Below are 26,149 nucleotides of genomic sequence, written 5' to 3' on the forward strand. Positions count from 1 at the left end.
CTCCATGTCCGACGCCTCCCCCCTCGCCGCCTCGTCCCAGAAGATCCCGGTCACCGTGCTCACCGGCTATCTCGGGGCCGGCAAGACGACGCTGCTCAACCGCATCCTCACCGAACAGCACGGCAAGCGCTACGCCGTGATCGTCAACGAGTTCGGCGAGATCGGCATCGACAACGACCTCGTGGTCGGCGCGGACGAGGAAGTGTTCGAGATGAACAACGGCTGCGTCTGCTGCACCGTGCGCGGCGACCTGATCCGCATCATGGACGGGCTGGTGAAGCGCCGCGGCAAGTTCGACGCGATCATCGTCGAGACCACCGGGCTCGCCGACCCCGCTCCGGTCGCCCAGACCTTCTTCGTCGATCAGGATGTCGGTGAGGCCGCCCGCCTCGACGCGGTGGTGACCGTGGCGGACGCCAAGTGGCTCACCGACCGGCTCGCCGATGCGCCGGAGGCCAAGAACCAGATCGCGTTCGCCGACGTGATCCTGCTCAACAAGGCCGACCTCGTCTCCGCCGGAGACCTCGACCGGGTCGAGGGCCAGATCCGCGCGATCAATCCCTACGCCAAGGTCCACCGCACCGAGCGCTGCGCGATCCCGCTCGATCAGGTGCTCGACCGCAACGCCTTCGACCTCTCGCGCATCCTCGACGTCGAGCCCGACTTCCTGGAGGAAGGCCACCACCATCACCACGACGAGCAGATGCAGTCGGTCTCGGCCCGGATCGACGGCCCGGTCGACCCTGAGAAGTTCATGCCCTGGATCTCGAACCTGACCCAGGTTCAGGGACCGGACATCCTGCGCTGCAAGGGCATCGTCGCCTTCCCCGACGAGCCGAAGCGCTTCGTCTTTCAGGGCGTGCACATGATCCTCGACGGCGACGTCCAGGGGGAGTGGGGCGCCGACGAGCCGCGCGTCTCCCGGGTCGTGTTCATCGGCCGCAACCTCGATCCCGACGCGATCCGCGAAGGTTTTTACGCCTGCAAGGTCTGAAAAAGCGGCGCCCCGGGGCGAGCGCGCACACGAAAACGGGCCGCCCTCGCGGGCGGCCCTGTCTCGTCGTCGATGTCCGGGCTGGATTGCAGGCGGATGGAGCCCGGCGTCAGGGGTCGAGAAGAAGGCTCGCGGTGCCGCCCGCGGCGGTCGCCGGCCCGAGCGTTCCGATCATCCCGCAAGCCAACGCCCTCACCCTCTGCGCCCGACGATCATGGCCCTCCTCGCCGATACCCTCTCGGCGAGCCGCGGCGCATCGATCTCAGCGCCGAGAACCGGGGCCCGATCCGACGGAATCGGGCGCGGAGCCTCAGCAGCGGTAGCCGCCGGTGGTCTGGCCGTACTGCTTGACCGGGAAGTTCTGCTGGTTGGCGTTGCCTTCCGCGGCCGAGCTCATCGGGCAGGCCGCGTAGAACGGGCTGTCGTGGACGCCGAGGGGCGCGTTCCAGCCGGACGCCATCGGAACCGGGCGCGCGGAGAATTCGCTATAGGCCAGCGCGGACGTGACGGGAGCGGCGCCAAGGAGAACAGCGGCAACGGCGGCGGCAATACGAGTCTTCATGCATTTCTCCAATTCTTTTCTTAGAAAGTCCGGCTGACCGAACTTGGCTCGTCTTCGATGAATTGAATATGGGAAGCCATTGCCCCGAGCGACGTGCCGTGGCGCACCCGCGAGAACGGATTAAATCCACAGCCGCATGTTCGATCTCGTGCCGCAGCGTCCGGGCAATCCCGTTCGATCAGTATCGCGCCGGAAAACCAGGACGATGCAACGGAGGCGGCATCCGCCAGCCATCGCAGCGGAACGTCGAACTCCGTCCGATCCCGACCGAACGACTTCGAGCTCATCGTCCGGCCCATTCCGCTTCCTGAAGCGAACAGAGTCCGCCACCCCGGGGCCGTTGGTTAAAACGCAACCTTTCAGTGGTTCGATCGGGCCCGGTTGAGGGGCCCGCAATCCGGCCCGATGCCGCCTCGAGCGGCTCGGGCAGGTGGCGTGCGCGGCGCCCCGCGAGAGTTCGAGTTCGCCGATGTCCTTCACGACAGCCGCGCTGACGGGCGCCGCGCCCTCGCGGTGGGCCGCGGGCGCCTGGGGCCGCGTCCCCGCCCTGCGTGCGGTCCAGGCGCTGGCGACCGGCCTCCACGCGGCGTTCATCTTCTTTGCCTGCTTCGCCTTCTCGGACGCCTCGCCCTACGACCTCGTGGCGATCCCGACGATCGTGCTGTGGCTGGCGCTCGGCATCCGCCTGCACCGGGGGGCGGTGCCCCTCGTGCTCCTGCTCCTCGTCTACCTCGCGGCGATCGGCATCGCGCTGGTGCCCTACCTCAACGAGCCGCTCTCGGTGACGTGGACGGTGCAGCTCGCCTACCTCACGGTGACCTGCATCTTCTTCGCGATGCTCTATGCCGACGACACGCGGGCGCGCATCGAGGTCGCGCTCAAGGCCTATACGGCGAGCTGCGTGCTCTCGGCGGCCCTCGGCATCGTCGGCTACCTGCAGCTCCTCGGCATCGAGGACCTGTTCTACAAGTACGGCCGGGCCTCGGGCACCTTCCAGGATCCGAACGTGTTCGGCTCCTTCCTGACGCTCGGTGCGCTCTACCTGATCCACGGCCTCCTCTCGGGCTCGACCCGATGGCCGCTCCTGTCCCTGACCAGCCTCGTCGTCGTGATGGCGGGCATCTTCCTGTCCTTCTCCCGCGGATCCTGGGGCGGGACCGTGATCGCCGTCGCGGTGATGATCGGGGCGCTCTACGCGACGAGCCGCTCGCACGCCCTGCGGCGGCGGATCGTCACCCTCGGCCTCGTCACCGTCGGATTCGGCGCGGTCGCGCTCGCGGGGCTCCTCTCGATCGACAGCGTCGCCGAAACCTTCCGGACCCGCGCCGCGGTCACGCAGGATTACGACGAGGGCGAGACCGGCCGCTTCGGCAACCAGATCCGCGGCATGGGGATGATGCTGGAGGAGCCGCTCGGCCTGGGCCCCCTGCGCTGGCGCCAGATCTTCAACCTCGAGCCGCACAATTCCTACATCGGCAGCTTCGCCAACGGCGGCTGGCTCGCCGGGGCCACCTTCATCGCCCTGGTGGCGGCCACCGCCTTCGTCGGCTTCCGGCTGATGCTGCGCCCCTCACCCTATCGGGCCTACGCGCAGATCGTGTTCCCCGCGCTGCTGATGTTCTTCCTCCAGGCGCTGCAGATCGACGTCGAGAAGTGGCGCCACGTCTACATGATGCTCGGCATGGTCTGGGCATTGGAGGCAGCCCGTCTGCGCACCCTGCACCCGAGCTTGACCCTCCCCTTCCCGCGGCGCATCGCAGGACATCCGGGCGCCGCATCGCGGGCCGGGACGGGCGGCCCGCGTGAGGGTATGCTCGGTGGCGGACACGAGTCTTTCGGGAAGGTCGGGTCGTGACCACGGGATCGGCGAGTGAGGCCGAGCGTCTCGCAGCCCTGCACGCGCTGCGCATCCTGGACAGCGATCCGGAGGCGCAGTTTGACGCCGTGTGCCGGACGGCGCAACGCCTGTTCGGTGTTGCCGCGGCCTACATTTCCCTGGTCGATGCCGAGCGGCAATGGCTGAAGGCCTGCGCGGGCACCATGCCGGCGCAGACGCCGCGCAAGGACTCCTTCTGCAACCGGACGATCGAGCGGGATGCGATGCTCGTCGTGCCCGACGCCCGCCGCGACCCGCGGTTTTCCGGCCTCGGGATCGTCACCGGTCCGCCCCACGTCGTGTTCTATGCCGGCGCGCCGCTGACCCTGCGGCCGGGCGTGCGGCTCGGTTCCCTCTGCCTGATCGATCCGCAGCCGCGCGACTTCACGCCGGAGGACGAGGCGGCCCTGCACGACCTCGCCGAGATCGTGGCGGCGCAGATGCGGCTGCGGCGCGACAACCTCGCCTTCGCCAGCGAGCGGGCGCTGCGCCAGATCCACGAGAGCACCATCCGTGCCCAAGGCGTGGAGATCGAGCGGCGGGCGAGCGCCAACTCGCTCCTGACCATGGCCGAGCAGATCGCCCAGGTCGGCCATTGGCGCGTCGATTTCATCAACGGCCACCCGATCTACTCCGAGAGCCTCCTGCGCATCGCCGGCCTCGACCCGGCGGTGGCGGTGACCCACCATCCCAGCCTCGCCCAATTGTGCCATCCCGCCGATCGCGCCCGCGTCGAGGCCGTGATCGCCGCCGCGATCGCGGGCAGCCGCGATTTCGAGTTCGAGGCGCGGTTCGCGCGGCCGGACGGAACGGTCCGCGACGTGATGGTGCGGGGCACCTGCAAGACCGACGAGGCGGGCCGGACGATCGGGCTGTTCGGCATCCTCATGGACGTGACCGACCGGCTGCGGATCCAGGCGGAGATGCGCCGCAGCGAGATGCGCTACCGCGGCCTCGCGGATGCCCTTCCGCTGCTGGTCTGGACCATCGATCCGGCCAGCGGCGAAGCGACCTACGTCAACACGCGCTTCGAGGATTACTACGGACCGATCGGCGCCTCGCGGCTGCAGCGGCTCGCCCGCAACCATCCCGACGACGCTGCGGCCATGGAGGCGGCGTGGCAGGCGGCGCAGGCCAGCGGCGAGGGTTACGACGGCCAGTGGCGCCTCAAGGCACGCGACGGATCCTACCGCTGGCACAAGCTGTCGCTCACCCCGATCCGCAACGCCGCCGACCCGGCCGAGGTAACGGAGTGGATCGGCACCGCGCTCGACATCGACGAGATCGTTTCCGCGCGGCTCGCCGTGGAGGATACGAGCCGCCTGCTCGGCATCGCCCTGGAGGGAGCGGAGGCCGGGACCTTCGACTGGAACCTGCGCACCGGCATCACCGTGCTGTCGCCGGAGAGCGTGCGCCTCTACGGCCTGCCGGAAACCGGCGAGTCACGCGCCCTGTCGCCGACGGAATGGACCGCGACCATCCATCCCGACGACGTCGTCGAGGCCTGGAACCGGATCCATCACGCCGTCGATACCCGGACCCGCTTCACGGCGGAGTACCGGGTCGGCGGGCGCTGGCTCTATACTTCAGGCCGCACCCTCTACGACGGAGACGGGCGCCCCTACCGGATGCTCGGGCTGCATCTCGACATCACCGAGCGCAAGGCGGCCGAGGCGGCCCTGCGGGCGGCCACTGCCGAGGCCCGTGCCGCCACCGTGGAGGCCGAGCGGGCGAGCGCGGCCAAGAGCGAGTTCCTCGCGGCCATGAGCCACGAGATCCGCACGCCGCTCAACGGCATCCTCGGTTATGCCGACCTGCTGCTCGATCGGCCCGACCGCGAGCCGGAGGATCGGCGCCGCCTGGAACTGATCCGCGTCTCGGGCGAGGCGCTTCTCACCGTCGTCAACGACGTCCTCGACGTCTCCAAGATCGAGGCCGGCCAACTCGAACTCGACCCGATTCCCTTCGCCCTCGGCAAGCTGATCGAGGACACCGTCGCGATCGTGCGCGGCAGCGCCCTGAAGAGCGCGCTCACCGTCGGGGCGCGGATCGATCCCGACCTGCCCGCGAGCGTGATCGGCGACGCGAACCGCCTGCGGCAGGTGCTGTTCAACCTGCTCAACAACGCGGTCAAGTTCACGCCGGCCGGCTCCGTCACCCTCACCGTCCGCTACGAAGGTTCCGTCTCCGGCCCCGACGGCGGCCCCGCGGAAGCCCTGCGCTTCGAGATCCGCGACACCGGCATCGGCATCGCGCCCTCGCAGCGGCACCGGCTGTTCAAGCCGTTCAGTCAGGTCGACGGATCGATCAGCCGGCGCTTCGGCGGATCGGGCCTCGGCCTCGCGATCTGCCACCGCCTCGTCACCATGATGGGGGGCGATATCGGGGTCGAGAGCCGGGAGGGCATCGGCTCGACCTTCTGGTTCAGCCTCGCCCTCCCCCGCGCCGCCACCCCGCCCGCCGCCGAGGCCGCCGCCGCCCCGCGCCGCCCGGAGGCCGCGCCGGCGGCCCGCCTCCTGCTCGTGGAGGACGTGGCGATCAACCAGACGCTGGCCCGCGCCGTGCTGGAAGCGCAGGGCTACCGCGTCGATGTGGCGGGCGACGGGCACGCGGCGCTCGCGGCCGTCGAGGCCGCCTACGGCCCGCAGGCCGGCGCCGACCCTTACGCCGTCGTGCTGATGGACGTGCAGATGCCGGGGATGGACGGCCTCACGGCCACGCGGCGGATCCGCGCCATGGCGGGCCCCGCCGCCCGCCTGCCGATCGTGGCGATGACGGCCAACGTCCTCGACGGGCAGGTGCAGGAGCTGATCGCGGCGGGCATGGACGACCATGTCGGCAAACCCTTCAAGCGCGCCCAGCTCAGCGCCGTGATCGAGCGCTGGCGGGCCGTCGGCGCGGAGCGGGAACGCGCGGGCGCCGCGCCGGCCGAGCCTCCTCGGCACGATGACGGGAAGCGCGGGTTTCGTCCCGAGCCCGTCGTTCGGGCCGAGACTCGCGGCGGGCCGGTGCTCGACCGCGCCGCCTTCGCCGCCGTGCAGGACACGATGGGCCGCGAGCGCGTGCTGTCGCTCCTCTCCCTGCTCGAACTGGATCTCGAACTGCGCTTCCTTCCCGAGGGCGCCGAGCCGAACCGGACCGATTTCGACCGGGAGCAACTCGCCTACGACGCTCATGCCATGGTCGCCGCGGCCGGCGCTCTCGGCTTCGTTGCCCTGTCCGACCTGTGCCGCGAGATCGAGGCGGCCTGCCGCGACGGCGGCGACCTTCCGGCCCTGATCCAGCGCCTCGTGACGCTGCGCCTGGACACGCTCGGGACGATCCGGGCGCTGAGGGCTGCGTAAGGCCGGCCGGCTCCTTGCGGCTTTGCTCGAACGAGCTATGTTGTTGCTCGAAGGAGCAGCAATGTCGGATACGAGAGCAGATCTCCCGTTCAAGCGCAGGAAGCCGCAGGCCGCTGGCCTCCGTTCCGCTTCCCGTCCCTTTGCCTATCTCGACCTCTACCGCGCCTCGCCCTTCGACCGCATCGAGGTCATCAAGGCCGGCGTTCCGGCCAAGTCGGTCAAGGGCTTCATCACCGCGCTGCGCCTCGACCAGCAGGTGATGTTCGATGCCCTCAATCTGAAAACGGCCACGGTCAATAAGAAGGCGGCACGAAACGAGGTCCTTTCGGCCGAGGACAGTGAGCGGGTCGTCGGGCTGGCGAAGCTCGTCGGACAGCTCGAAGCGATGATCGAGGAAGCCGGAGAGGGAAAGGATTTCGATGCGCCGGCATGGCTGTCGCGCTGGCTGCGCGAGCCCCTGCCGGCCCTGGGCGGCGGCAAACCGCTCGACCTCCTCGACACCATGGAAGGACAGGCTCTGGTTTCGCGCGCGCTGGCGCAGATCCAGAGCGGAGCCTATGCGTGAGCCAATCCCTCTGGCGGATCGGCACCGATGCCAGGACCTACACCGCCGACGACCTGTCGGGGACTGGGGCCAAGCTCTCCGGTGGCCGGTGGAATGCCGTCGGGGTCGCCGTGGTCTACGCGGCAGGCAACCGCGCCCTCGCCTGCCTCGAAACCTTCGTCCACCTCAATGCCGGCGGCCTGCCATTGAATCGATATCTCGTCGAGATCGCGGTGCCGGATGACGTCTGGGCGGCGGCCGAGGTCGCGACGCCGGACAGGCTGCCCGTGGGATGGGATGCCGAGCCGGCGGGCCTCGTTAGCCTGACCTTCGGCACGGACTGGGCGAACGGCAACCGGTCGGCTCTCCTGCTGGTCCCCTCCGTCATCGTGCCGGAGGAGCACAACGCCCTCATCAATCCCACTCATCCCGATGCTGCCAGGATCACGGCCCGAAAGGTCCGCAAGTGGTTGTACGACCCGCGCCTCGACCGCGACCGGCTTCCCTTCGCGTGAGGGGCATCGCTCCGCCCGCACCGGACGCGTCTTGAGATCCCCGCCCCGCCGCGCCACCTGACAGCCGTCCCGCTTCCCCGAGAAGCCCGCCGCCAGAGCCCGCCTTGCCGCCCCTCTTCGACTACGCCGCGCAAGCGGGTTCCGCGATCAAGGCCTTCGCGGAAGCCTCCAGCGATCTGCTGATCCAGCCGACTCTGCGCCTCGGCGTCACCGGACTGGCCCGCTCGGGCAAGACGGTGTTCACCACCGCGCTGATCCACCATCTCGTCGAGGGCCACGCCCTGCCCGCCTTCGAGCCGGCCCAGGCCGGGCGCCTGCGCCGGGCCCGGCTCGTCCCCCAGCCCGACGACGACGTGCCGCGCTTTCCCTTCGAGGAGAACTTTTCCGCGCTCACCGAGGCCCGGCGCTGGCCGGGCTCGACCGACCGGATCAGCCAGTTCCGCCTGGAGATCGAGTACGAGCGCTCGGGCGGCTGGCGCTCGGGCCCGGCGACGCTGATGCTCGACGTGGTGGACTATCCCGGCGAGTGGCTGCTCGATCTGGCGCTCGTCGATCAGAGCTACGTGGCGTGGTCGCGCGCGACCATCGCCGGCACCCGCCGGACCGGCCGCGCCGAGATCGCCGCGCCGTGGCTCGCGCTGATGCGGGACCTCGACCCGGCTGCCCCCCTCGACGAGGTGCTGGCCGAGCGCGCCGCCAACGCCTTCAAGGCCTACCTCGCCGCGCTCCGCGCCGGTGCGGAATCGGTAGCCACGACGCCGCCGGGGCGCTTCCTGATGCCCGGGGATCTGGCCGGCTCGCCGATGCTGACCTTCGCCCCCCTCGACCGGCTGGAGGAGAGTCAGGTTCCCGGCAGCCTCGGCGCGCTGATGGAACGGCGGTTCGAGGCCTACAAGAGCAAGGTGGTGGAGCCGTTCTTCCGCGAGCACTTCCAGCGAGTCGATCGGCAGATCGTGCTGGTGGACGTGCTCTCGGCGGTCGATTCCGGACCGGCGGCGCTCGCCGAGCTGGAGGAAGCGCTCGACGCGGTGCTGCTCGCCTTCCGGATCGGGCGCAACAGCCTGCTCTCACGCTTCTTCGCACCGCGGGCCGACCGGATCATGTTCGCCGCGACCAAGGCCGACCATCTCCACCAGTCGAGCCACGACCGGCTCGACGCGCTGCTGCGCCTGCTCGTGTCGCGGGCGATGCGCCGGACCGAGGCCGCGGGCGCGCGGGTCGGCACCGTGGCGCTCGCCTCCGTGCGCGCCACTCGCGAGACCACGGTGCATGATGGCGGCGAGGTTCTGCGCGCCGTCTCCGGCACGCCGGAGGCGGGCGAGCATGTCGGCGACGAGACCTTTGACGGCGTATCCGAGGCCGCGGTGTTTCCCGGAGAGCTGCCCGCCGACCCGCAGGCGGTGCTCGACGGGGCGATCCCGCCCGGCTCCTTCCGCTTCCCGCGCTTCCGCCCGCCGCCGGTCAAGCCCGACGCGCTCGGGCGGCCGGGCCACCTGCCGCAGATCCGGCTCGACCGGGCCATGCAGTTCCTGATCGGGGATCGGCTGACGTGACCAACCCGCAGCGCCCGCGCGCCTTCCGCATCCCCTCCGCCGACGCCCCCGCGCCGGAGGCCGCCACCGCCGAGGCTCCGCCCCCGCCGCGGCCGGAGGTGCGCTTCGTCGATGAACCCTACGAGATCGTGGACGCCGCCGACGGCGTGGCGGTGCCCGTGGCGCCCAAGCGCCGGGCGCCGTGGCTGTCGATCCTGTTCAGCGCGCTCGGCGGTCTCGTCACCATCGCAGTCGGCCTCTCGGTGGAGCGGCTGATCACCGACCTGTTCGCCACCGCGCCTTGGCTCGGCTGGGTCGCGCTGGCGCTGCTGCTCATCGCCGTGATCGCGCTCGCGGCCATCGTCGCCCGCGAGGCGCTGGGGGTCTGGCGCGAGCGCAAGATCGAGGCTTTGCGCGAGCGGGCGCTGACGGCGCTCTCGACCCGCGACCACACCGCAGCGCAGGGCGTGGTGCAGGAGTTGCGGGGCTTCTATGCCGACCGGCCGGCACTGGCCGGCGGCCTCCGCCGGCTCGACGCGGTGGGCGACGCGATCCTCGACGTGGATGACCGGCTGGCGCTGGCCGAGGGCGAGCTGCTGGCGCCCCTCGACCGGCAGGCCAAGGCGGCGATCGCCCAGGCCGCGAGCCAGGTCTCGGCGGTGACGGCCTTGAGTCCGCGGGCGATCGTCGATGTTGCCTTCGTGGTGTTTTCCGCCGCCCGGCTGCTGCGCCGGATCGCGGCGATCTACGGCGGACGGCCCGGCCTGCTCGGCTTCCTCCGGCTCGCCCGCGCGGCGCTCGCCCATCTCACCGTCACCGGCGGCATGGCGGTGGGCGAGGGCATGCTGCATCAGGTACTCGGCCTCGGGCTCGCGGCCCGCGTTTCGGCCAAGCTCGGCGAGGGTGTGCTCAACGGCCTGATGACCGCGCGCTTCGGCCTCGCGGCGCTCGCCGTCTGCCGGCCCCTTCCCTTCGTCCGGGCCATGCCACCCACGGTCAACGACGTGGCCGGCCAGCTTTTTCGAAGCGGCGACGACAAGGAATAGCCCGTCATCGCGAGGCCGCGCGGCTTCCGGCGCAGCGCCCGAAAAAGAAGGCTCCCGCACCGGTCGGTGCGGGAGCCTTCTCGTTCTTCGACAGCTCGGGGGCAGCGATCAGCAGTCGTCGCCGCCCTTCTTGTCGCCGAGCTTCTGGTCGTGACCGGCGGCGTTCATCGCGCCGACCGTGCCCGGAGCCGCCGGCTGGTCGCCACCGGCGGTGTTCTTGGCCGAAGAGGTCTGGTCCGAACCCGGCTTGTTGCCGACGCCCTGGCCGGCGCCGACATTGTTCATCGCGCCCACGGTGCCCGGGGAGGCCGGCTGCTGGCCGCCGGCAAGGTTCTTCGAACCCGCGTCGGCGCCGCTGCCGGTGCTGCTGTTCGCGGCGGTCGAATCGCTCGGGGCCTTGGCGTTGGTGCTGCCGGTGTTGCACGGAGCGGCGAGCGCGGAGCCGGCGATGAAGGCGAAAGCGGTAGCGGTGGCGATGGTCTTCGTGAGCGTCACGTGTGCGTCCCTCCGAATTTGTCCGATCGGCTGTGCCGGCCGGTCTGCCCGAGGAAAGCAATTAAGGAAAATTAAGTTCCCGATTTATCCTGCATCAAAGAATCTTTTTAGGACTGCACTTTCCTACATTCGATAGAAATCGGCCCAAGCTCCTGATATAAAATACACTCTTCCACCGCCGCCCGATCGCGTCCGCCGGTCACAGCGGCGCGAGGAATCCAGCCAGCCGCATCAGCCCCTCCGGCCACGGCCCGTGCCCGCTCGCGACGTTGATGTGGCCGGCCTCGCCCGCATCCACCAGCGCCGAGCCCCAGGCATAGGCGTAATCCTCCGCCCGCTCGTAGCGGCAATGCGGGTCGGTGCGGCTCGCCACCAGCAACGAGGGGAAGGGCAGCGGGTCACGCGGCACCGGCGCGAAAGCGCGCACGCTCTCGGGCAGGTCGGCGCCCGCCTCGATGTCGGGGAAGGCGACAAGCAGGGCCCCGCGCACGACGCCCTCGGGGAAACGCGGCGCGGCCTCCACCGCCGCGACGACGCCGAGACTGTGGGCGATGAGGATCACCGGCCGGGTCGCCGCCTCGACCGCCTCGACGACGCGGCTGCGCCACGCCTCCGGGTCGGGTCGATGCCAGTCGTCCTGCGCGACGATCCGCGCGGTCTTGAGCCGGGCCGCCCAGCGCGCCTGCCAGTGCTCCTCCTCGGAGCCGGCATAGCCGGGCAGGATCAGGATGTCGCAATCGGCAGTCTTCATCGAAGTCTTCTCGGAAGGGCGTCCCTACGCAACGGGCGGCGGCCCGCCCGGCTCCACCGGCAGCGTCACGCGAGCCAGTCGGGCAGGCGGTCGAGGCCGATCAGGTCGTCGTAGCTCGGGCGCGGGCGCACGACCGCCGAGCGGTCGCCGGTCACCAGCACCTCGGGCACGAGACGGCGGCTGTTGTAGGTGCCGGCCTGGACCGCACCGTAGGCCCCCGCGCTCATCACCGCGATCAGGTCCCCCGGCCCGACCGCCGGCATCTCGCGACCGAGCGCGAGATAATCGCCGCTCTCGCAGACCGGGCCGACCACGTCCGCCGTCAGCCGCGGCGTGTCGGGAGCAGGCTCGCGCAGGGGCCGCAGGGCGTGGAAGGCGTCGTAGAGCGTCGGGCGGATCAGGTCGTTCATCGCCCCGTCGACGATGACGAAGGTCTTGTCCTCCGTCGGCTTCACGTAGATCACCCGGGTGACAAGGATGCCGGCATTGCCCGCGATCATCCGCCCGATCTCGAAGACCGGCCTCAGGCCCAGCGGCCGGAAATGGGGGCGCAGGATCTCGGCGAGCGCCGCCGGATCCGGCGGGGGGGCGTTGTCGTCGCGATAGGGGATGCCCAGCCCGCCGCCGAAATCGACGTGGTGCAGCCGGTGTCCGTCGGCGAGGAGGTCGCGGGCGAGTTCGCAGAGCAGCCGTGCGGCGTTGTCGAACGGGGTCAGGTCCGTGATCTGGCTGCCGATATGCGCGTCGACGCCGACGATCTCGAGGCCCGGCAGCCGGGCCGCCCCGGCATAGACCTCGCGCGCGCGGGAGATCGGGATGCCGAATTTGTTCTCGGACTTGCCCGTCGAGATCTTGGCATGCGTGCGCGCATCGACGTCCGGGTTCACGCGGATCGAGACCGGCGCCCTCTGCCCCCGCGAGGCGGCGACCTCGGACAGGGCGGCGAGTTCGGGCTCGCTCTCGACGTTGAAGCAGAGGATGTTCGCGTCGAGCGCGGCGGCCATCTCCGCGCGGGTCTTGCCGACGCCGGAGAAGACGATGCGGCTGCCCGGCACGCCCGCGGCCAATGCGCGGCGCAACTCGCCCTCGGAGACGATGTCCATGCCCGCGCCTTGGCGGGCGAGGGTGGCGAGCACGGCCTGGTTCGAATTGGCCTTCATGGCGAAGCACACCAGCGCGTCGTCGCCGGCGAAGGCTTGAGCGAAGACGCGGTAGTGCCGCTCCAGGGTGGCGGTGCTGTAGCAGTAGAACGGTGTGCCGACCGCGTCCGCCAGTGCCGTCAGATCGACGTCCTCGGCGTGGAGACGCCCGTCCCGATAGTGGAAGTGGTGCATGTCAGGATCATCCGCCGCGCGGAAAAGGGGGCCGGCACGCCCGAATGCCCCTGTGCGCGGTGCGCTGTCTACCGCGAACCGGGCCTCCGGCGCACCTTCGGCCGCGGCATCAGGACAGCCCGGGCGGCCGCTACAGCAGCGGATCGAGGATGAACGGCTCCTTGGGGACCCTGTAGCCGCGCTTCGATCCGCGGGAGGTCGTGACCGGAACGCCGTCGCCGCCCGCCGGGATCGCTGCGGCGCTCAGCTCGTCGCCCGCCTGGACGGCCTCCGGATCGGGAGCCGCGCCGCGATCCCCCACGGAGACCGTGCTGCCCGGCAGGCTGCGCGCCGAGGCCGGCACGCCGGGCCGCGTGCTCGTCGGAGCGGTCTCGGACAGGGCGGCGCCCGGCGGTTCCAGGCTGCCGCGCCGGCCGCAGGCCGTGCAGGCCAGGACGAGGCCGAGCGCGATCAGGATCGAGAGGCGGGCGGAGCGGGCAGGCATCGGATTTCCGGCGGTCTTTCCGGCAGGACGGCGCGAGCTTAGCCGTTGGAGCCTCATCCCGAAAGATGGCCACCGGCATCGCGGGCGGGACGATGCCGGCGCGAGGCCGGCCCCGCCCCGAGCCGGCGGCGCGACCTCAGCTCTTCTTGTTGCCGCGCGGAGCGTCCTTCGGCGGCGTGTAGGCGTCGATCGCCCGGCGGCAGTTCTCGGAGAGCTTGGACCAGTTGGTCTTGAAGCACTGATCGGTCGCCGGATCGTCCGGGTCGAGGTTGCCGCAATAGCTCAGGTAATCGCCGGTGCAGTACTTCTTGAGCGTCTCGTTGCCGCGCTTCGACTGCTGCGCCTGCGCCGGAGCGGCCAGCAGGGCGGCCGCGCCCGTCAATGCGAGAACCAGAGGCGTCAGCTTCAAGGCCATGATGTTCGCTCGATCGCGGTTCGAAGGGAAGGGTTCGTGCGAGGAGATCCGGGCGCGATGATGCTCCCGCATGTCCGAAACAAGGCGGGTCCGGGGCAAACGCAAGGTGGTTCGGTGCTTACGGGCTCGTGCGGAGCATCGCAAGGGAGGCCGGCACGATAGGCGGCGGGCCCGCCCCGCGCAGTGCGTTTCGGCTCCTGGCGTTTCGGCTCCTGGCGTTTCAGCTCTCGGCGAGGGCCGGGGAGGCGACGGGGAAGCTTCCGGTCTGGGGCAGACGGTCGCGCCGGGCCAGGGCGTCGGCAACCTCATTGATGCGGCGGCGCAGCTCGGCGGTGTCGTCGCTCCCGGGCGCGGCCTGGGCGGCCCGGGCGGCCGCCAGTTCCGCGCGCAGCCTCTCGACCTCGGCCTCGATCCCGGGGCGGGCGAGCACGGCCCCGCCCGCTTCGTCCGCGGCCGAGGCGGCGCCCGCCTGCGCCCGGCGCGCCGCCTTGAGATCGTCGAGGACGGCGCGGTGGGCCTCCTCAAGGGCGTGAAGGGTGGCGAGCCCCGTCTCGCCCTCGGCGCGGGCCTTGGCCAGATCCTGGTCGAGCCCGGCGATGCGCTCGAGGGCGCGGGCCACCTCCGCCTCGCTGAGGATCCGGGCGGCGACCGCCGCCTCGGCCTCCATGGTGCGGGCCCCGATGGCGGCCATGTCGGCATGGCGCCGGGCGGCGATGGTCTCGGCCTTCCGCTCCAGTCGGCGCTGCACCACGGCGAATTCCGCCCGGAGGTGGTCGCGCTCGGCCACGACCTCCGACACGCTCACCGGCAGGGTCGCCTCGATCCGCCGCCGGGCCAGGCGGCCGGCGCGGGCGTTCACGGTCGGCAGGATCGTCAGGGCGCACAGGCTCGCCAGGAGGAAGCCGAGCCCGAAGATCATCACGGTCTCGATCACGAACGGGCCCTCACGCCGCCTCGGCCAGCAGATCCGGCCGCTGCGTCTTTTGCCCGTCTTGCCCGCGGGGAGGCAAGCGGGCTGTCCTCTCCCCGGCCTCAAAGACCGAGACCGCCTCCGCGGCCATTCGTCAACCCTTCCGGCTTTCGATGCGCTCGATGCCTCGGCCGCGACCCGCGCCGGGGGCGCTGCGCGCCCGGTCTCCGCTCCCCGAGCGAAGGAGCGGGGCAGCCGGGCCAAGCAGCCGCTCAGGCCGCCCGGAAGAAAGCTAGAACGGGTTCCAGGTCGGCCGGCCGGTGAACTTCAGGTAGCCGACATTGATGCCGAGCCGGGCGCCGACGCCGGAGCGGATCGGCACCACGATGATGCCGCCGTCGGTCACGGCGGTCATGCCGAAGCCGCCGATGAAGTAGGCCGAGCCGTCGACGCCGCCGAAGCGGCGGTAGAGGTCGCGCACGGCGGGCAGGTTGTAGACGAGCATCATCGTGCGCGCGCCGTCGCCGCCGACGTCGAAGCCCAGCGTCGGGCCTTGCCAGTAGATCCGGCGCTGCCCGGCATTGCGGGTGTAGAGCGTGCCCTCGCCGAAGCGCAGGCCGCCGACGATGGCGCCGGACGCCTCCTGGCCGAGGATGTAGCCGTTGGGCTCGCCCCAGCGGCGGGTCGCCTCCTCGACGGTCAGGGCAAGGCCGCGCGACACGCTGCCGAAGAAGCGGTGCCCGTTCTCGACCACCTCGGAGGCGCGGAACGAGTCCGGACGCACGCCGTCGTCCTGATAGGCCAGGGCGGGGACGGCGCTAGCGAGAAGTCCGCCGGAGAGCCCGGCGGAGAGCCCGAGCAGGGCGGCGCGGCGGGTCGTCGCCGTGCGGATGGGATCGTGCGGCATGTCGGTCTCCCTACCGGCTCCCCCTTCGCTCGCCGCTGCCCGCCCATCGCCGGGCGGGGGCCTCCGCGACCGGAAGCCGTCGGATCGAGGCACGCAGGGAGCGCGCAGTCTCGCGACCGATCAAGTCAAGATTGGGTTAACGTATGGTTAAGCGGAGGCAGGCCGTCATCGGAGCGGCCGGACCATGCGGATGCTGGGAAAGACCAGGTCCGGTCCCATCGCCACGGCAATATCGCCGATCCGCCGGAAGCCGAGAGCGTGGTAGAAGGCCTCGCCGTTGAGGCTCGCGTAGCATTCGAGGCGGCTCAACCCGTGGGCGCGTGCATCCGCCACGCAGCGCTCGCACAGGGCCCGGCCGATGCCCCGCCCGATCCAGGCGGCGTCCGTCGCGAAATGCCGGATGTGACCGAGCCCTGGCTCGAGCGCGCCCGTTCCGGGCCGCTCGGCGGACCAGCCGCCGCAGCCGACGGCCTGCAGCCCGGCCTCCGACGACCGTTCGGCGAGATAGTAGGTTCCGCCGCTCAGCAGCACGGGGCTGGCGCGCGTCATGATCGGCAGGGCACGGGAGAGGAGGCGGACGTCGTAGGCCTCGCCCATGAGGCTTGGATAGGAGGCGCTCAGGACGCGCCCGACGGCGGCCGCGTCTGCCGGCCGAGCCACCCTGATCACGATTTCCGCAGACACGGCCATCGCGCCCTATCCCTGCTTCGTCGCCTCGACCGTCTCCCCCGCCCGGCGTCGGTCGAAATACGACACGGCGCCCTGCTGCGGCAGATCGAGCGCGTCGCGGTAGGCCGCGGAGGCGAGCGCGGCGAAGGGGCCGTTGCGGTAGAAGCGGGTATGGTGGCCGTAGGTGATCGTGTCGCCCCCCGGCCCGACGACCCGCCCGCCGGCCATGGTCAGCACGTGGTCGCCGGCGGCGGTGTCCCACTCCATGGTGGGAACGCAGCGCACGTAGATGTCCGCCTCCCCCGCCGCGATCAGGCAGAACTTGAGGGCCGAGGAGGTGACCCGCCGTTCGCCGATGGGCATCCGCTCCAGGCAGGCATCGGTGTCGCTGTCGCCGTGCAGGCGGCTGACGAGAGCCACGAGGCCCTCGGCAGGCGCCGCGCGCACATGCACCGCCCGGAACGGGCCCGGCCGGCCCTCGCGGATCGGCGCCTCGCGGGCGGTGGTGCCCGCCGCCCAGACCCGGCCGAGGCCCGGCGCCGCCAGCGCGGCGGCGATCGGGCGGTCCCCCTGAACGAGGCCGATATTGACGCAGTACTGCTCGTTGCCGGCCAGGAAGTCGCGGGTGCCGTCGAGGGGATCGACGAGGAAGAACAGGGGCGCGGGCCGCGCGGTGCAGGAGGTCTCCTCGGCGATCACCGGGATGCCGGGATAGGCCTGCGCCAGCGCGGCGACGATCAGCTCCTCGGAGCGGGTGTCGGCGAGGCTCGCGGGCGAGCCGTCCGGCTTGATCACGTGCGGGCAGTCGCCGCCGTGATAGCCCCGCAGGATGCGCCCCGCCTCGCAGGCGATCCCGGCGAGCCGGTCCGCGATGGCGTCGCGCAGCGAGGCCGGAACGGGCGCCGTCAGGACCGCCGATGGAGCGGCCGGATGGGGGGCGGGGGCAGTCATCGCAATGTCATCAATGAACGAACGGGACTTGTCGATCCGACATGTGTCCGAATTGGGTACGCAAGCCTGCGTGAGCCGGATTCTATGCCCTAAGGTCGCGGCGGATTCGGAACATCCGTGCCGACGCTCCGGACCGGCGACGGCGGCGCACCGCTCCGCGCGGCTTTCCAAAGCGGTCGCCGGTGACTATTCGCTTGCCCCATCCGGTGTTGGCCGCATCCGGGGGGCGGGCTGCCCGACCGGCCGGCGGCACCTCGCGACACCTCTTTGCGACACCACTTTCGACAGCCGGGAACGGAGCGCAGTATGAGCGGTACCAATAGCCTCACCCTCGACGCCCTCGACCTCTCGGCGCTGCTGTGCTCGCGCGTGTGCCACGATGTGATCAGCCCGATCGGCGCGATCGTGAACGGCCTGGAAGTGCTCGAGGACGACAACGATCCCTCGATGCGCGAATTCGCCCTCGAACTGATCCGCAAGAGCGCGCGCACCGCCTCGGCCCGCGTGCAGTTCGCCCGCATCGCCTTCGGCGCGGCGGGCTCGGCCGGCGCCTCGATCGATCTGGCCGACGCCGAGAAGGTGTCCCGGGCGATGTTCGCCGACGAGAAGACGCAGATCGCCTGGAGCGCGCCCCAGGCCCTGTTCCCGAAGAACAAGGTCAAGCTCCTGCTCAACCTCGTGGTGATCGCCTCGAGCGCGATCCCCCGGGGCGGTCTGATCAACGTGGCCGTGACCGGCGACGGCGACGCCCCGCGCTTCGTGCTGCGCGCCAAGGGCAGCCACGCGCGCATCCCGCCCCATGTCGAGGCGCTGATCGCCGGCACGCCCGAGGGCGGCAGCGTCGATGCCCACGGCATCCTGCCCTTCTATGCCGGCCTCGTCGCCCGCGCGGCCGCGATGGACGTGCGCTTCACGATCGAGGGCGATGAGGTGACGGTCACCGCCACGCCCACCGAGGCCGCCGTGGGACTGCCGGGCGCCCCTGCCCCGAGCCTCGAGAACGAGCGTCCCTCCGACAGCGCCCCGCCGGACACCCAGCTCGCCTGAGGCGCGTCGGCCCCTGGAAACCACGCGGCGGAAAGCGGGCGGCGCCCGGGCACAAATTCTTCCGGCTTCTTTCTAAAAACAATTGTGAAGCCGGGCCCGCCCTCAACGCTTCACTAACTTTCCAAGGCGAGAGTGCTCGTCGCACGTCCCTTAGTGCGCGTAGACGAGTACCCCCCATGGACGATCTGCTTCGCGAGTTTCTGGTCGAGAGCGCCGAGCATCTGGACACGGTCGATGCGGAGCTTGTCCGTTTCGAGCAGGACCCCAATAACCAGCAGATCCTGCGCAACATTTTTCGGCTCGTCCACACCATCAAGGGCACCTGCGGCTTCCTCGGCCTGCCGCGGCTGGAGGCGCTGGCCCACGCCGCCGAGACCCTGATGGGGCGCTTCCGCGACGGCTATCCCGTCAGCGGCGCCTCGGTCACGCTGATCCTCGCCACCCTCGACCGGCTCAAGGCGATTCTCGCCGACCTCGAGGCCACCGGCTCCGAGCCGGCCGGCGCCGATGCCGACCTGATCGGTGCCCTTGAGCAGATGGCCTCCGAGGAGGCGCCTGCCGCCGCCGCTCCGCCGCCCCCGCCCGAACTGCCGCCGATCGTCGAGCGGGAACTCAAGCCCGGCGAAGTCTCGCTGGAGGATCTGGAGCGCGCCTTCATGGAGGCGCCCGGCCCCGACGACTTCCCCGCCGCGCCGGCGATCGAAGCGCCCGCGCCCGTCCTCGAAGCGCCCGCGCCGACCTTCGAGAGCGCGCCCGAGCCGGCAGCGCCGGTCCAGGCCGCCGAGCGTCCCGCCGCCGCGCCCTCAGCGCCCGCGGCCGAGGGCGGCGAGAGCGCCGTGGCCGCCAAGGTGCAGACGATCCGCGTCAACGTCGACACCATCGAGCACCTGATGACGATGGTCTCGGAACTGGTGCTGACCCGCAACCAGCTCCTCGAGATCGCCCGGCGTCACGAGGATTCCGGCTACAAGGTCCCGCTGCAGCGCCTCAGCCACGTCACCGCCGAGCTGCAGGAAGGCGTGATGAAGACGCGCATGCAGCCGATCGGCAATGCGTGGCAGAAGCTGCCGCGCGTCGTGCGCGACCTCTCGGCCGAACTCGGCAAGGGCATCGACCTCGTGATGTCCGGCGCCGAGACCGAACTCGACCGGCAGGTGCTCGACGTCATCAAGGACCCGCTCACCCACATGGTGCGCAACTCCGCCGACCACGGCATCGAGGCCACCAACGAGCGTCTCAAGGCCGGCAAGCCGGCCCGCGGCACGATCCGCCTCTCGGCCTATCACGAGGGCGGCACGATCACGATCGAGATCGCCGACGACGGCAAGGGCCTCGACCTCGCCGCGATCCGCAAGAAGGCGGTCGAGCGCAACCTCGCCCCCGCGGCCGATGTCGAGCGGATGACCGACGCGCAGGTCGCGAAGTTCATCTTCCATGCCGGCTTCTCCACCGCCAAGGCGGTGACCTCGGTCTCCGGCCGCGGCGTCGGCATGGACGTCGTCAAGACCAACATCGAGACCATCGGCGGCGTGGTCGATATCGCGACCGAACTCGGCCGCGGCACGACCTTCACCATCAAGATCCCCCTGACGCTGGCCATCGTCTCGGCGCTCATCGTCAAGGCGGGCGAGCAGCGCTACGCCGTGCCGCAGATCGCGGTGCTCGAACTGGTCCGGGTCGATCCCAAGGGCGAGAACAAGAGCACGAACTCGATCGAGCGCATCCACGGCGCGCCGGTGCTGCGGCTGCGCGAGCGGCTCCTGCCGATCGTCACCCTCGAGGGGCTGATGCGCGGGCAGGCGACCGTCGAGGAGGGCGAGCTCGTCGAGTCGGGCTTCGTGGTGGTGGCCCAGGTCGGCCGGCAGCGCTTCGGCGTGCTCGTGGACGAGGTCTTCCACACGGAAGAGATCGTCGTGAAGCCGATGTCGTCCAAACTGCGCCACATCCCGCTCTTTGCCGGCAACACGATCCTCGGCGACGGCGCCGTGGTGTTGATCGTCGATCCCAACGGCGTGGCCAAGCTGGTCGGCCAGAGCGCGCAGTCCGGCGCCGCGACGGAGACCGAGGTCGAGGAGACCGAGGCCGGCGATGCCAAGGCGACGCTCCTCGTGTTCAAGGGCGGCGCGGGCGGCTTCAAGGCGGTGCCGCTCTCCCTCGTCACCCGCCTCGAGGAGATCGACGCCTCGAAGATCGAGCATCTCGGCGGGCGCCCGCTGATCCAGTACCGCGGCCGTCTGATGCCGCTGGTCCCGGCCGATCCGGGCATCGAGATCCGCTCCGAGGGCAACCAGGCGCTCGTCGTGTTCTCCGACGGCGACCGGGCGATGGGCCTCGTGGTCGACGAGATCGTCGACATCGTCGAAGAGCGTCTCGACATCGAGATCTCGGCCGACCGCTCCGACCTGATCGGTTCGGCGGTGCTGCGGGGCCGGGCCACCGACATCATCAACATCGCCCACTTCCTGCCGCTCGCCTACGACGACTGGGCGCGCGGCCCGCGCAAGACGGTGGTGAAGGCGCCCTCGCTCCTGCTCGTGGACGACTCGGCCTTCTTCCGCGACATGCTCACCCCCGTGCTCAAGGCGGCGGGCTACGGCGTGACGACCGCCGCCTCCGCCGACGAGGCGATGGGCCTGCTCAAGGGCAGTGCCGGCATCGACCTCGTGGTCAGCGACCTCGACATGCCCGGCCGCAGCGGCTTCGACCTCGTGGCCGCGATGCGCAAGAGCGGCGGGCGGCTGGCCGAGATGCCGGTGATCGCCCTGACCGGCACGGTCGCCGCCGACGCGATCGAGCAGGCGCGCCGCCTCGCGATCAGCGACCTCGTCGCCAAGTTCGACCGCAGCGGTCTGCTCGCGGCGCTCGCCGAGATCGGTGAGGCCGCCGAACCCGCCGCCCGCGCCGCCGCCTGAGACCCGAACGGACCGGATAAGGACACGCCGCCATGCAGGCCGCCAACGGCAACGCCGTTCCCACGGACACCACCGACTACGTCACCGTCTTCGTCGGCGAGACGATGTTCGGGCTCACCATCGACCGGGTGCACGACGTGTTCGTGCCCGCCGGCATCACCCCGGTGCCGCTGGCGCCCAGGGAGATCGTCGGCCTCCTGAACCTGCGCGGGCGGGTCGTGACGGCCCTGTGCCTGCGCCGCCGCCTCGGCATCCCCGGGCGCGAGGCGGGCGCGGCCGAGATGGCGATCGGCCTCGAGCAGTCCGGCGAGACCTTCGCCCTCATCGTCGACGGCGTCGGCGAGGTGCTGAAACTCGGCGCCGACACGCAGGAGCCGGTTCCGATCAACCTCGATGCCCGCTGGCGCGACATCTCGCTGGGCGTGCACCGTCTCGACGGACGGCTCCTCGTCATCCTCGACGTCGATGCGCTGCTCGCCTTCGGCGACGCCCGCGAGTCGCAGGTCGCCTGAAGCCGAGAGGGATGCGCCCATGATGACCAGCTCGGCCCAGAACGCGATCAAGAGCTCGACCGAGAACACGGCGAAGACGGCCCTGATCGTCGATGACTCGGCGGTGATCCGCAAGGTTGCCCGCCGCATCCTCGAGACCCTCGACTTCACCGTCCGCGACGCCGAGGACGGCGCCACCGCTCTGGCGATGTGCGCGGAGGCGATGCCGACGGTGATCCTGCTCGACTGGAACATGCCGAACATGGACGGCTACGAGGTGCTGCGGCACCTGCGGCAGGCGCCCCTCGGCGACCGGCCCAAGGTCCTGTTCTGCACCACCGAGAACGATGTCGGCGCCATCGCCCGGGCCCTGCACGCGGGCGCCGACGAGTACATCATGAAGCCCTTCGACCGGGAGATCATGATCGCCAAGCTCGACCAGGTCGGTTTCGCGATGCGCTCCTCCGAAGCCGCCTGATCCCTCCCCGGCCCCTCCGGATCCTCAGGGGCCGCATCCTCAGGGGCCGCGAGGTCCCCGCCCCCTCTCGCTCCGCGGAAACGAGTTCCCCATGTCGGCATTTCCCGCCGTCGCACAGGCGTCCGCGGCGCGCAGCCCGGTCAAGGTGCTGGTCGCCGACGATTCGGCGGTGGTGCGCGGCCTCGTCTCCCGCTGGCTCAGCGAGGCGGGCCACGAGGTGGTCGCCACCGCCCCGAACGGCCGCGCCGCCGTGGACGCGCTCGCCCGCTGCTACCCCGACGTCGTGCTCCTCGACATCGAGATGCCGGAACTCGACGGCATCCAGGCCCTGCCCCTCATGCTCGCCAAGCAGCCGGGGATCCAGGTCGTGATGATGTCGACGCTGACCCAGCGCAACGCCGACGTCTCGCTGCGCTGCCTGTCGCTGGGCGCGGTCGACTACATCCCCAAGCCCGAGAGCAACCGCGGCGTCACCACGTCCGACGGCTTCCGCACCGACCTGCTCGAGCGCATCCGGGTGTTCGGCGCGGCCCGCGCCCGGCGCCGACCGGCCCCGACCGCGGTCGAGGCGGCCACCTCCGCCGTACCCGCCGCGCCGGCGGTCTCGCGCCTGTCCGGCACGGTGACGCTGCGGCCGAAGCCCCGCACCGTGGTGCCGCCCCGCGCCCTGCTGATCGGCTCCTCCACCGGCGGTCCGCGGGCGGTCGGCGAGGTGCTGGAGAAGATCGGCGCGGCCACGCTCCGGCGCCTGCCGGTCCTGATCGTGCAGCACATGCCGCCGGTCTTCACCGCCGTGTTTGCCGAGCATCTCGGCGCCCGGATCGGCCTGCCTGCGGCCGAGGGCAAGGCCGACGAGCGGCTCCAGCCCGGCCGCATCTACGTCGCTCCCGGCGGGCGCCACATGCGGCTCGCGGGCTCCGCCGCGGAGACCGTGATCCGTCTCGACGACGGACCGCCAGTGAATTTCTGCCGCCCGGCGGTGGACGTGATGTTCCTCGACGCCGCCGCCCTCTACGGCGGGGCGACGCTCAGCGTCATCCTCACCGGCATGGGCTCGGACGGCACGGCGGGCGCCCGCGCGCTGGTCGAGGCCGGCGGTACCCTGCTCGCCCAGGACGAGGCGACGAGCACGGTCTGGGGCATGCCCGGCAGCGTCGCCAAGGCGGGCCTGTGCCACGCCGTCCTGCCGCTTCCCGAGATCGGGCCGGCCCTGCGCAGCGCGATCGCGGAGCGGGCTTGATGACCGAGGCGGATTTCGCGTTCCTGCGCGACTATCTCAGGAAGCGCTCCGGGCTGAGCCTGGGGGCGGAGAAGCGCTATCTGGTGGAGAGCCGGCTCACCCCGGTCTGCCGCCGCTTCGGGATCGCCACCCTCACCGATCTCGTCGGGGCCTTGCGCCTGTCGCGGGAGGGCCAGCTGGAGCGGGCGGTGGTCGAGGCGATGACCACCAACGAGACCTTCTTCTTCCGCGACCGGGCGCCGTTCGACCTGTTCCGGGACGTGCTGCTGCCCAAGGCCATCGCCGCCCGCGCCGCCCAGCGTCGCCTGCGGATCTGGTCGGCGGCGGCCTCCACGGGTCAGGAACCGTACTCGCTCGCGATGATGATCCACGAGGCCGGGGCGCAGCTCGCGGGCTGGCAGGTCGAGATCGTCGGCACCGACCTCTCGACGGAGGTGCTGGAGAAGGCCCGCCTCGGCCTCTACAGCCATTTCGAGGTGCAGCGCGGCCTGCCGGTGCAGCTGCTCGTGAAGCACTTCACCCAGGTCGGCGAGCAGTGGCGGATCAGCCCGGCGCTCGCCGGGATGGTGAGCTTCAGGCCGCTCAACCTGCTGAGCCCGTTCGAGCATCTCGGCCAGTTCGACATCATCTACTGCCGCAACGTGCTGATCTACTTCGACGCGCCGACCAAGACCGACGTGCTGGAACGGATCGCCAAGGCCCTCGCCCCCGACGGCGCGCTGCTGCTGGGTGCCGCCGAGACCGTGATCGGCCTGACCGAGGCGCTGGTGCCCGATCCGCAGAACCGCGGCCTCTACCGCCAGGCCACGGTCGCCGGGCGGGCGGCACCCCACCGCCTCGCGGCGGGGTTCTAGGGCGCGTCGTCTCGCGGCGGGCGGCCGGATCGGCTAGCCTGCCGGCCATGACGTACGACGCGCCGCGGCTCCTCGCCTGCGGAGACACGGCCTTCACCATCGAGTTCGGCGAGCGGATCGAGGCGCCCTGCAGCGCCCGCGTGCTCGCCCTCGACGCGGCGCTCGCCGCGCGCGCGCTACCCGGCATCCGAGAGACGGTGCCGACCTACCGCTCGCTGACCGTCCATCTCGATCCGCTGCTGGCCGTTCCGGCCGAACTCGGCCGCCTTGTCCTGGCGCTCGCGGGCGAGCCGCTCGCGGCGGTCGCGACCCCGCGGCTATGGCGCGTTCCCGTGGTCTATGGCGGCGCGTTCGGGATCGATCTGGAGGCGGTCGCCGCGCATCACGGGCTCGCGCCGGAGGCGGTGATCGAGCGCCACAGCGCCCCCGAATACCGGGTGGCGATGATCGGCTTCCTGCCGGGCTACGCCTATCTCGAAGGCCTCGATCCCGGTCTCGCCCTGTCGCGCCGGCCCAGCCCGCGTCCGGTCACGCCGGCCGGCACCATCTCCATCGGCGGCGCCCAGGCGCTGGTGGCCAGCATCGCCGCGCCGAGCGGCTGGCATCTTCTCGGGCGAACGCCCGAACGGACCTTCGTGCCCGAGCGCGATCCGGTCTTCCTGCTCCGCCCCGGCGACCGGGTACGGTTCGTCCCGACCCCGGCCGCGCGCTGGGACGCCCTGGCCGCCGCGGCGGAGGCCGGCGAGCCGGTGGCCGAGCTGTGCCAGGGATGAGCGCCCATCTGCGCCTGGCCCGCCTCGCCGGCGCGGCCTCGATCCAAGATGGCGGCCGGCACGGCTATCTCCGCTACGGCCTCTCGGCCTCCGGGCCGATGGATCCGCTCGCCTTCGCCGCAGCGAACCGCCTCGTCGGCAATCCGGCCGATGCGGCGGCGCTCGAATTCGGGCTCGCCGGGGCCCGCCTGCGGGCCGAGAGCGGCGCGGTGCGCCTCGCCCTGGCGGGCGCGCCGAGTGGAATGCGCCTCGACGGCGAACCGGTCGCCGCGCACCGCTCCCTCGTCCTGCCGGACGGCGCCGAACTGACGATCGAGCGTCCGCGCGAGGGGGTGTTTGCCTATCTCGCGGTCTCCGGCGGGTTTGCCGTCCGCAGCGTGATGGGCAGCCGCGCCCTGCATCAGCGCGCGGCGCTCGGGGGCCTCGACGGACGCGCCCTGCGCGAGGGCGACCGCCTGCCGCTGACCGCCTCGCCCACAGGCGGGACGGACGTCTGCCTCGACCCGGTCCCCCTGCAGCGGACGGCTCCGATCCGCGTCGTCCTCGGCCCCCAGGACGATCTCTTTTCCGAGACCGGTCTCGCGACCTTCCTGCACGAGACCTTCACCGTCTCGAACCGGGCCGACCGGATGGGCTACCAGCTCGACGGCCCGGCGATCGCCCACGGCCCGGGCGGCTTCAACATCGTCTCCGACGCCACAGTGGCGGGCTCGGTGCAGGTGCCGGGCTCAGGCAGGCCCATCGTCCTGCTGGCCGACCGCCAGACCACCGGCGGCTATCCGAAGATCGCCACCGTGATCTCCGCCGACCTCCGACGGATCGCCCAGCGCCGGCCCGGGGAACCCGTACGGTTCGAGGCGATCGACCTCGCCACCGCCACCCGCCTTGCCCGCGAGGAGGCGGCGAGGATCGCGGCGCTGGGCGCCCAGCTCAAGCCGGTCGAGAGCGAGACCGAGCGGCTGATGGCCGCCAACCTCGCGGGCGCCGCGGTCGACGCGCTGGGAACGGAGGATTGATGCCTTCGC

The 26,149-nt window shown here is 71.3% G+C and carries 26 protein-coding genes; 15 read left to right on the top strand and 11 right to left on the bottom strand.

Annotated elements, in window-relative coordinates; genetic code table 11:
* Positions 1-4 precede the first annotated feature (4 nt).
* Positions 5-994, top strand: coding sequence for a CobW family GTP-binding protein (locus HNR01_RS13255; RefSeq protein WP_183668025.1), 990 nt, complete (start codon positions 5-7; stop codon positions 992-994).
* A gap of 310 nt (positions 995-1,304) precedes the next feature.
* Here the strand turns inward: HNR01_RS13255 and HNR01_RS13260 are convergent, their stop codons facing one another.
* Together HNR01_RS13260 and HNR01_RS13265 are read right to left on the bottom strand one after the other, a co-directional pair.
* On the bottom strand, positions 1,305-1,556 hold the full coding sequence (locus tag HNR01_RS13260) for a hypothetical protein (RefSeq protein WP_183668026.1): 252 nt from the start codon (positions 1,554-1,556) through the stop codon (positions 1,305-1,307).
* Positions 1,557-1,576: 20 nt separating this feature from the next.
* Positions 1,577-1,843, bottom strand: a complete 267-nt coding sequence (locus tag HNR01_RS13265) for a hypothetical protein (RefSeq protein WP_183668027.1) — start codon at positions 1,841-1,843, stop codon at positions 1,577-1,579.
* 182 nt (positions 1,844-2,025) lie between these two features.
* Between HNR01_RS13265 and HNR01_RS13270 the strand changes: the two genes are divergently transcribed.
* The 6 genes from HNR01_RS13270 (at position 2,026) to HNR01_RS13295 (ending at position 10,413) form a co-directional block, all read left to right on the top strand.
* Positions 2,026-3,411, top strand: coding sequence for an O-antigen ligase family protein (locus HNR01_RS13270; protein WP_183668028.1), 1,386 nt, complete (start codon positions 2,026-2,028; stop codon positions 3,409-3,411).
* A complete protein-coding gene (locus HNR01_RS13275) occupies positions 3,408-6,776 on the top strand; it encodes a PAS domain-containing protein (protein WP_183668029.1) in 3,369 nt (1,122 codons plus the stop codon). Before HNR01_RS13270 ends, HNR01_RS13275 begins: the two co-directional genes overlap by 4 nt.
* A 61-nt stretch (positions 6,777-6,837) precedes the next feature.
* Complete coding sequence (parS, locus tag HNR01_RS13280) at positions 6,838-7,341, top strand: type II toxin-antitoxin system Prs ADP-ribosylating antitoxin ParS (RefSeq protein ID WP_183668030.1); 504 nt, start codon at positions 6,838-6,840, stop codon at positions 7,339-7,341.
* A complete protein-coding gene (parT, locus tag HNR01_RS13285) occupies positions 7,338-7,835 on the top strand; it encodes a type II toxin-antitoxin system Prs ADP-ribosylating toxin ParT (RefSeq protein ID WP_183668031.1) in 498 nt (165 codons plus the stop codon). Before parS ends, parT begins: the two co-directional genes overlap by 4 nt.
* A gap of 104 nt (positions 7,836-7,939) precedes the next feature.
* Positions 7,940-9,388, top strand: coding sequence for a YcjX family GTP-binding protein (locus HNR01_RS13290; protein WP_017485190.1), 1,449 nt, complete (start codon positions 7,940-7,942; stop codon positions 9,386-9,388).
* Positions 9,385-10,413, top strand: a complete 1,029-nt coding sequence (locus tag HNR01_RS13295) for a YcjF family protein (protein WP_183668032.1) — start codon at positions 9,385-9,387, stop codon at positions 10,411-10,413. The genes HNR01_RS13290 and HNR01_RS13295 overlap by 4 nt, the downstream gene beginning before the upstream one ends.
* 108 nt (positions 10,414-10,521) lie before the next feature.
* Here the strand turns inward: HNR01_RS13295 and HNR01_RS13300 are convergent, their stop codons facing one another.
* The 9 genes from HNR01_RS13300 to HNR01_RS13340 all read right to left on the bottom strand — a co-directional run bounded on the left by HNR01_RS13300 (position 10,522) and on the right by HNR01_RS13340 (position 17,329).
* Positions 10,522-10,908, bottom strand: coding sequence for a hypothetical protein (locus tag HNR01_RS13300; RefSeq protein WP_017485188.1), 387 nt, complete (start codon positions 10,906-10,908; stop codon positions 10,522-10,524).
* Positions 10,909-11,107: 199 nt separating this feature from the next.
* A complete protein-coding gene (locus tag HNR01_RS13305) occupies positions 11,108-11,659 on the bottom strand; it encodes an RBBP9/YdeN family alpha/beta hydrolase (protein WP_153874649.1) in 552 nt (183 codons plus the stop codon).
* A 65-nt stretch (positions 11,660-11,724) separates the two neighbouring features.
* Entirely contained in the window at positions 11,725-12,993 is a 1,269-nt protein-coding gene (gene lysA / locus HNR01_RS13310) for a diaminopimelate decarboxylase (protein ID WP_183668033.1), read from the bottom strand.
* A gap of 130 nt (positions 12,994-13,123) precedes the next feature.
* Positions 13,124-13,477 (bottom strand): hypothetical protein, encoded by a 354-nt coding sequence (locus tag HNR01_RS13315; protein WP_017485185.1) that lies wholly within the window; start codon positions 13,475-13,477, stop codon positions 13,124-13,126.
* 136 nt (positions 13,478-13,613) lie between these two features.
* On the bottom strand, positions 13,614-13,892 hold the full coding sequence (locus HNR01_RS13320; RefSeq protein WP_026105627.1) for a 3',5'-cyclic-nucleotide phosphodiesterase: 279 nt from the start codon (positions 13,890-13,892) through the stop codon (positions 13,614-13,616).
* 220 nt (positions 13,893-14,112) lie between these two features.
* Positions 14,113-14,811, bottom strand: a complete 699-nt coding sequence (locus tag HNR01_RS13325; RefSeq protein ID WP_183668148.1) for a hypothetical protein — start codon at positions 14,809-14,811, stop codon at positions 14,113-14,115.
* Positions 14,812-15,094: 283 nt separating this feature from the next.
* Entirely contained in the window at positions 15,095-15,709 is a 615-nt protein-coding gene (locus tag HNR01_RS13330) for a DUF1134 domain-containing protein (protein ID WP_017485181.1), read from the bottom strand.
* A gap of 165 nt (positions 15,710-15,874) precedes the next feature.
* Positions 15,875-16,399, bottom strand: a complete 525-nt coding sequence (locus tag HNR01_RS13335) for a GNAT family N-acetyltransferase (RefSeq protein WP_183668034.1) — start codon at positions 16,397-16,399, stop codon at positions 15,875-15,877.
* Between the two features lie 6 nt (positions 16,400-16,405).
* On the bottom strand, positions 16,406-17,329 hold the full coding sequence (locus HNR01_RS13340; RefSeq protein WP_183668035.1) for a 3'(2'),5'-bisphosphate nucleotidase CysQ family protein: 924 nt from the start codon (positions 17,327-17,329) through the stop codon (positions 16,406-16,408).
* 306 nt (positions 17,330-17,635) lie between these two features.
* Here HNR01_RS13340 and chpT point away from each other — a divergent pair, with 306 nt between their 5' ends.
* The 8 genes from chpT to HNR01_RS13380 all read left to right on the top strand — a co-directional run bounded on the left by chpT (position 17,636) and on the right by HNR01_RS13380 (position 26,140).
* The gene (gene chpT, locus HNR01_RS13345) at positions 17,636-18,376 is read left to right on the top strand and encodes a histidine phosphotransferase ChpT (protein WP_017485179.1); all 741 of its coding nucleotides are present in this window, start codon (positions 17,636-17,638) and stop codon (positions 18,374-18,376) included.
* A 176-nt stretch (positions 18,377-18,552) separates the two neighbouring features.
* Positions 18,553-21,288, top strand: a complete 2,736-nt coding sequence (locus tag HNR01_RS13350) for a hybrid sensor histidine kinase/response regulator (protein ID WP_183668036.1) — start codon at positions 18,553-18,555, stop codon at positions 21,286-21,288.
* Positions 21,289-21,320: 32 nt separating this feature from the next.
* Positions 21,321-21,800, top strand: coding sequence for a chemotaxis protein CheW (locus HNR01_RS13355; RefSeq protein WP_017485177.1), 480 nt, complete (start codon positions 21,321-21,323; stop codon positions 21,798-21,800).
* Positions 21,801-21,819: 19 nt separating this feature from the next.
* Complete coding sequence (locus HNR01_RS13360; RefSeq protein ID WP_375373192.1) at positions 21,820-22,257, top strand: response regulator; 438 nt, start codon at positions 21,820-21,822, stop codon at positions 22,255-22,257.
* A gap of 91 nt (positions 22,258-22,348) precedes the next feature.
* On the top strand, positions 22,349-23,497 hold the full coding sequence (locus HNR01_RS13365) for a protein-glutamate methylesterase/protein-glutamine glutaminase (RefSeq protein WP_017485175.1): 1,149 nt from the start codon (positions 22,349-22,351) through the stop codon (positions 23,495-23,497).
* The gene (locus HNR01_RS13370) at positions 23,497-24,351 is read left to right on the top strand and encodes a CheR family methyltransferase (RefSeq protein ID WP_183668037.1); all 855 of its coding nucleotides are present in this window, start codon (positions 23,497-23,499) and stop codon (positions 24,349-24,351) included. Before HNR01_RS13365 ends, HNR01_RS13370 begins: the two co-directional genes overlap by 1 nt.
* A gap of 47 nt (positions 24,352-24,398) precedes the next feature.
* Positions 24,399-25,124: a 5-oxoprolinase subunit PxpB gene (pxpB, locus tag HNR01_RS13375; RefSeq protein WP_183668038.1), complete on the top strand. Its 726-nt coding sequence runs from the start codon at positions 24,399-24,401 to the stop codon at positions 25,122-25,124.
* Positions 25,121-26,140, top strand: coding sequence for a 5-oxoprolinase subunit C family protein (locus tag HNR01_RS13380; RefSeq protein ID WP_183668039.1), 1,020 nt, complete (start codon positions 25,121-25,123; stop codon positions 26,138-26,140). Before pxpB ends, HNR01_RS13380 begins: the two co-directional genes overlap by 4 nt.
* The last annotated feature ends 9 nt before the right edge of the window (positions 26,141-26,149 follow it).

It is taken from the genome of Methylorubrum rhodesianum (assembly GCF_014199985.1).
Lineage (GTDB): Bacteria > Pseudomonadota > Alphaproteobacteria > Rhizobiales > Beijerinckiaceae > Methylobacterium > Methylobacterium rhodesianum.